At 35.3% G+C, this 6,249-nt stretch carries 7 protein-coding genes; 5 read left to right on the forward strand and 2 right to left on the reverse strand.

Translation table 11 applies throughout. The annotated features are described in order from the left end of the window. Positions 1-121: 121 nt before the first annotated feature. Both NX902_RS25560 and NX902_RS25565 read right to left on the reverse strand, forming a co-directional pair. Entirely contained in the window at positions 122-445 is a 324-nt protein-coding gene (locus NX902_RS25560) for a hypothetical protein (RefSeq protein ID WP_047185753.1), read from the reverse strand. A gap of 12 nt (positions 446-457) precedes the next feature. Continuing rightward, positions 458-1,054 (reverse strand): hypothetical protein, encoded by a 597-nt coding sequence (locus NX902_RS25565; RefSeq protein ID WP_047185752.1) that lies wholly within the window; start codon positions 1,052-1,054, stop codon positions 458-460. Between the two features lie 224 nt (positions 1,055-1,278). On the opposite strand from NX902_RS25565, the gene NX902_RS25570 reads away from it, so the two are divergent. The 5 genes from NX902_RS25570 to tnpA all read left to right on the forward strand — a co-directional run bounded on the left by NX902_RS25570 (position 1,279) and on the right by tnpA (position 6,140). Further along, positions 1,279-1,644, forward strand: a complete 366-nt coding sequence (locus NX902_RS25570) for a hypothetical protein (protein WP_061794320.1) — start codon at positions 1,279-1,281, stop codon at positions 1,642-1,644. Positions 1,645-1,662: 18 nt separating this feature from the next. Next, positions 1,663-1,920, forward strand: coding sequence for a hypothetical protein (locus tag NX902_RS25575; protein WP_061794319.1), 258 nt, complete (start codon positions 1,663-1,665; stop codon positions 1,918-1,920). 225 nt (positions 1,921-2,145) lie between these two features. Continuing rightward, positions 2,146-2,757, forward strand: a complete 612-nt coding sequence (locus NX902_RS25580; RefSeq protein ID WP_047185750.1) for a recombinase family protein — start codon at positions 2,146-2,148, stop codon at positions 2,755-2,757. A 259-nt stretch (positions 2,758-3,016) separates the two neighbouring features. Beyond that, positions 3,017-5,470: a Tn3 family transposase gene (locus NX902_RS25585; RefSeq protein ID WP_445668883.1), complete on the forward strand. Its 2,454-nt coding sequence runs from the start codon at positions 3,017-3,019 to the stop codon at positions 5,468-5,470. Between the two features lie 178 nt (positions 5,471-5,648). After that, positions 5,649-6,140, forward strand: a complete 492-nt coding sequence (gene tnpA / locus NX902_RS25590) for an IS200/IS605 family transposase (RefSeq protein WP_371474081.1) — start codon at positions 5,649-5,651, stop codon at positions 6,138-6,140. Positions 6,141-6,249: the final 109 nt, after the last annotated feature.

The following is a 6,249-nucleotide window of genomic DNA, read 5'->3' on the forward strand; positions in this document are numbered from 1 at the left end:
GGGGTCCAACAGTAAAATGTTCATATCGGTTTTGTTGGTATCCCTAGTTAGCCTAAGATAGGCTAGAATATGTAACAAAAAAAGGAAGCGCTTTGCTTCCTTTTTTAGATTTTTAATCCCGTTAATTATCATCTTGTTTTCTTAACAATTTTTCACAGAGTTCCACACAAATACCTTGTGAGCTAAACCTTTTCAACAGTTCGCTTAAATTGACTGACAAACCATTATCTTGTAATATTTCTTCAAACTGTTGGTAGGTTAAATCAGGCATGATTTTTGCTTTCTTTTCCGGAAAAGTCGCTTGAAATTTTTTGTTAATATCTTCTGTTTTAGACTCTAGTACAATTGCTGTGGATGTGAAAGTCAAAATTGTTTCAATGAAATCAATATCAGTATTAGATAATCCTTTACTTCCTAACCATTCACTAACAGTTTCATTTTCCATACTATTTCACTCCTAAAAAAATAACCAATCAGCACCGCGAATTGCCCAAGCTACAGCGATTGATATATTTTCAGCTACTCCTTTGCTAACCCTTGTGTTATCTTTAAACCATACAGGAAGCTGAGTACGAACTTCATTAGCTGCGTTGGCCCCTGCATTTTCAAACTTCTTCAAAAAATTCCCTATCTTTACACTATTGCTTTTAAATGTTCTTGCAGTGGCAGAATCAATAATTTTGAAGGCTCTAGCTGCATCAATAACTTCATCTCCACCTTTTAAAAGTAACTGAGAAACTTTTATAACAGCTTTTGATTTAGCTCCAAACGGAACGATTTTCCCTTCGCCAGCCTCACTCTCATTAATAGATTTTTCATAAGCAATTTGAGAAAGTATAGCTATCTCTTCTGCACTATATCTATCAGAGGCATATCTTTCAGCGGCGTTTATTGGCTCTTCATCATAGTTATCTTCCCATACTGCATCTCCTTCTTCATAAACTTCATTAATTCCTTCTGCTGCAAATACATTTGGTACAAATGCTAATACACCACTAAATAACAGAACACTTACCATGATCGTTAACCCGAGTTTCCTTAAAAGTTTTTCCATAGGTTTACCTCTTCTCTCTTTTTTCTCTTACACTATTAAAATACTACACTAAATTTACACATTTTTCTATACTTTACAATATATCTTACTTACTATTTAAGAGGGAATAATTTCTTCGGAAAACAAGAGTAACTTTCAGGAATGAATCATACATTGAAAAAAAATTACTGGAAGGTGGTATAATTAAGAGTGTAGAAAGCAATGTTAATCTAAAAAACCCACCAATGAGCAGAGCAACCGCAGATGAACTTTTACCGGCGCTAGATGCTATCGAGCATATTCCTGATGAATTATTGGAAAAAGGATCCCCAGAAGAAATCAAAAAATATTTTATGGAGACCTTACCTAGAATTCGCACACAAAGTGTATGGAGTTGTAGTTTGGCAATTAGCGAATTGCTTGTTATGAATGCAATACCGATTGCAAGACTTACTAAGATAAAGAAATATGTTAAAGCATTGGGAGGAGCATGGGAAACTGCAAAACTACTGGTAGGTGCTACAACAGCAGGTGAAAAAGTAGCAACTCCCTCAGCCCTTATTGCGGAATTATCAGGTTTTACAAACGTAAGGAATGAATGTGGTTTTTAAAATGATAGGAGTATCATTTTGATCTGGAGTTTAATCACATCATTCATTCTTAATGTAGCGTTCTTAATTTATATTGTTGTTTTAACTAATAAGGTTAAAGTTTTAAGAAAGGAAACTGCAAAGCCTAGTGAAAACAATGATGAATTAATTGCCTTAGCACAGGAGAAATTGAAAACTCTTGGTGACATTAAGACTATAAAGTATCTAAGAGAAGAAAAAGGCATGTCAATGTTGGACGCTAAGCAACTTGTAGATGCTTTAAAAAAACAGGAGTAGCTTTTGCTACTCCTGTTTTTACGTTTCCCCAGTACGGGGTCCCACCAACGCTACCCCCTTTAATAATTTTTGTCAAAAAGCATACTTTGTGACACGTTAGAAAACAGTTAATATTACCGTGTCATAAAGTGTGTTTTTTAATTTTGAAACATTTCAATTTATTGATATACTTTTTGACATATATTGATAAATAGTTTTATAGAAAGGGGAAAGGGGTTATTAATTTTGAAGATTGGATATGCTCGTGTTTCAGCTAAGGACCAAAACCCGGAACGACAGCTTAAAAAATTTCGGGAGCTTGGAATTGAAGAACGTTATATCTTTATTGACAAGCAAAGTGGAAAGGATTTTAACCGACCACAGTATCAAGGGATGCTTCTAATTATTCGGGAAGGGGATTTATTGTACCTTGATGCACTGGACCGATTAGGAAGGGATTACGATGGTATCATTCGGGAATGGAAGTATATTACTCGGGAGCTGAATGCAGATATTGTAGTCCTAGAAAATGAAACCCTTTTTGATAGTAGGAAATTTCGAACTATGGGCGATCTTGGAAAATTAATGGAAGACCAATTTTTAAGTTTACTTTCCTATGTCGCTGAGCAAGAACGTAAAAAAAATAAGCTGCGTCAGGCAGAAGGAATTGAAGTGGCCAAGAATAACGGTGTACGATTCGGGCGTCGTAAGTACGAAATTAATGAGGACTTCATTCGAGTGTATTCGGAATGGAAGTCTGGATTAATCACTGCGACGGAAGGAATGAAGCGTCTTAATTTAAAGCCTAATACTTTTTATCGAAGGGTAAAGGAGTATGAAAACCAAAGAAAAGCGTGAAAATCTTGCATGGAAAAGAAATTCTTACAATAGACCAACGACAAGAGGTAATGATCCCTCCTAAGCGAATGGGAGCTTGCTTCTTACTACTGCTTATCAGAACATGATTCAGAATTTTTGAATAGGGAAATTAAGGAATTTCAAAATTAATTATAAGGATTGATTTAACTTGAGTGTGAAAGAATTGCTGTCACCAGAACAGCGAAAAGAAATATTAAACCTTAATAATTTATCAGAATTTGAACCAACAATCGAGAGGATGGTTTGGTTAGCTAGAACACGTGCAGAGAAAAAAATATATGCCAAACTAATAAGTAATCTTTCTGAAAGAAATAAACGTGAACTAGAAAAACTGATTGATTTAACGGTAAATAATAATAAAACTCAATTAGCTTGGCTTAGAGAAATTCCCGGACAGTCGTCACCGGATTCTTTTTTAAAGGTAATAAAAAGATTAAAGTACATTAAAGAAATGAACATTGCAGCTGATACGGGATTAATCCACCCCAATAGACTTTTACAATTAGCACGAATTGGGGCGAGATATGAACCCCATTCTTTTAGAAGATTTAAAGAAGATAAAAGATATGCATTATTAGTTGCTCACTTAATCACTCTCTCCCAAGACTTAACTGATCATGCCATTGAGATTCATGATAGACAAATGATGGTGTTACAAGCAAAAGGTAGAAAAAGTCAAGAAGAAATGCAAAAACAAAATGGAAAGTCAGTAAATGAAAAAGTTGTGCATTATGCAGATATAGGAACGGCTTTAATTAAAGCCAAAGAGGAAGGGATCGATCCTTATTTGGCATTAGAGCAGGTAATGCCTTGGGAAAAAATTGTAGAATCGATTGAAGAAGCTAAATTATTATCAAGACCAATGGACTACGATTATCTTGATTTAATAAAAACACGATATAACTATTTAAGGAAATATACTCCAAGCCTATTGGATTCTTTAGAATTCAAATCTACTAAATCAGCAGAACCTTTATTAAAAGCATTAGGCACTATACGTGAGTTAAATAATTCTGGAAAAAGGAAAGTACCTGAAGGCTCGCCTTTGAATTTTGTTCCTAAACGTTGGCAAAAGCATGTCTTTGATGATGAAGGAAACATTAACCGTCAATATTATGAAATGGCTGCTTTAACAGAACTCAAAAACTATATCCGTTCTGGTGATGTTTGGGTTGAAGGTAGTCGATTACATAAGGATTTTGAAGAATATCTAGTGCCAAAAGACGATTGGGGAAAAGCAAAAGTTCAAGGGACTAATATAGCTGTTAATGTGAATTTTGATCAGTATATATCAGAAAGATATGAAACTTTAAATACGAAACTTAAATGGATTTCCAAAAATATTGATAATATCGAAAGTATCAACATAAAAAAACAAAAGATACATGTTGAGAGATTACAAGCAGATACACCTGAAGAAGCTAGAAATTTTAGCTTATCTCTTTATAAAATGCTTCCAAGAGTTAAACTCACTGATTTATTAATGGAAGTAGCTGAATGGACTGGATTTGAGGAGTCCTTTGTTCACGCTTCTTCCAATCAAGCACCTAAAGGTGAGGAAAAATCTGTTATAATGGCAACGTTAATGGCTATGGGTACAAATATTGGATTAACTAAAATGGCAGAGGCTACTCCCGATATATCATATCGCCAGATGGCTAATGTTATGCAATGGAGATTACATGAAGATGCGATGAATCGTGCTCAAGCAACGTTAGTAAATTATCAGCACCGTCTTTCTTTGGTTTCATATTGGGGAGATGGAACAACTTCATCTTCAGATGGTATGCGTGTTCCTGTCGGTGTATCATCATTACATGCAGATTCAAACCCACATTATGGAACGGGAAAAGGTACAACCATTTATCGATTTACAAGTGATCATTTCTCTTCATTTTATGCAAAGGTAATCAACACGAATGCGAGAGATGCCGTACACGTGATAGATGGATTATTACACCATGAATCCGACCTTTCAATTGAGGAGCATTACACAGATACAGCTGGTTATACGGATCAAGTTTTCGGATTAAGTCATTTATTAGGATTTCGCTTTGCTCCAAGATTGAGAGACATAAGCGACGCAAAATTATATACCCTTACGTCTCCTGATGATTTTCCGAGTATAAAAGTCATACTACGGGGAAAGATTAACACGAAGGTTATTAAAGAAAATTTTGATGATGTATTAAGGCTGGCCCATTCAATTCGGGAAGGAAGAGTTTCTGGATCATTAATGATGGGGAAATTAGGTTCGTATGCAAGACAAAACAAAATTGCCACAGCTCTTCGAGAGATTGGAAGAATTGAAAAAACAATTTTTATTCTTGACTATATTACGAATGAAACATTAAGAAGAAGGATACATCGTGGGTTAAATAAGGGAGAAGCCATGAATGGATTGGCTAGAGCCTTATTTTTTGGTAAACGTGGGGAATTCAGAGAACGTGGCATGCAAGATCAATTACAAAGAGCTAGTGCTTTAAATATATTAATAAATGCAATTAGCGTTTGGAATACAGTGTATTTGGGTGAAGCAACAAAAGAATTAAAGAAACATGATGCCTTAAAAGAAGAATTACTCCCACATATTTCACCTCTAGGTTGGGAACATATTAATCTTCTTGGCGAATATAAGTTTGATTCAAATAGGTTACCAGCTAATATGCTAAGACCCTTAAATAAAAATTAATCTGTATCTGAAGCCAAATTCCTTAACGTACAGGTATTTGGCTTTTTTTGTGTCAAAATTTGCTTAGCGTACAAAATTTCCGAAATGTTGGCTGTACCCCGTATAGCAATGTCAAATCCGGAAAGATTCTACCATTGGAAAGTGGGCTATATGCCAGTGAGATGACAAGAGCCGTATGATGGGAGACTATCACGTACGGTTCTGTGAGAGATTTGGGGTGAAACTCCCCTTATCTACTCGACCAAGATGGAATTGTAAGTATCATATCGTATTTATTCCCAAATACAGAAGGAAAGTAGTATATGGGAAATTAAGAAAAGATATAGGTGCTATATTGAGAAAACTATGTGAAATGAAAGATGTAGAAATAATGGAAGCACATGCCATGCCAGATCATATACACATGCTGGTAAAAATACCACCGAAAATGTCTGTTTCGTATTTCATGGGATATTTAAAAGGTAAAAGTTCATTGATGATCCATGATAGACATGCAAATTTAAAATATAATCATGGAAATCGAACGTTTTGGGCGAAAGGATATTACGTAAGTACGGTTGGATTAAACGAAAAAACAATTGCAAAGTATATACGAGAGCAAGAAGCAGAGGACCGTTTGCGAGATAATATGAGCAAACGAGAATACGTCGATCCATTTAAAGATAAGTAGGGAGAGTAAACGGTTGGCGGTCAATTTAGAGGTCCCTTTAGGGGCTTCGTTGGTAAAGTGCCCTTATAGGGCGAAATTAAAACCGCCGGTTCTACCGGCGGATACTTAC

Source organism: Niallia sp. FSL W8-0954, assembly GCF_038005605.1.
Taxonomy (GTDB): domain Bacteria; phylum Bacillota; class Bacilli; order Bacillales; family Cytobacillaceae; genus Niallia; species Niallia circulans_A.

Bases quoted from the DNA above. Each gene is read 5' to 3' on its own strand.
- NX902_RS25560 (WP_047185753.1), bottom strand. From the start codon at position 445: ATGGAAAATGAAACTGTTAGTGAATGGTTAGGAAGTAAAGGATTATCT.
- NX902_RS25565 (WP_047185752.1), bottom strand. From the start codon at position 1,054: ATGGAAAAACTTTTAAGGAAACTCGGGTTAACGATCATGGTAAGTGTT.
- NX902_RS25570 (WP_061794320.1), top strand. From the start codon at position 1,279: ATGAGCAGAGCAACCGCAGATGAACTTTTACCGGCGCTAGATGCTATC.
- NX902_RS25585 (WP_445668883.1), top strand. From the start codon at position 3,017: ATGGTTTGGTTAGCTAGAACACGTGCAGAGAAAAAAATATATGCCAAA.
- tnpA (WP_371474081.1), top strand. From the start codon at position 5,649: ATGGGAGACTATCACGTACGGTTCTGTGAGAGATTTGGGGTGAAACTC.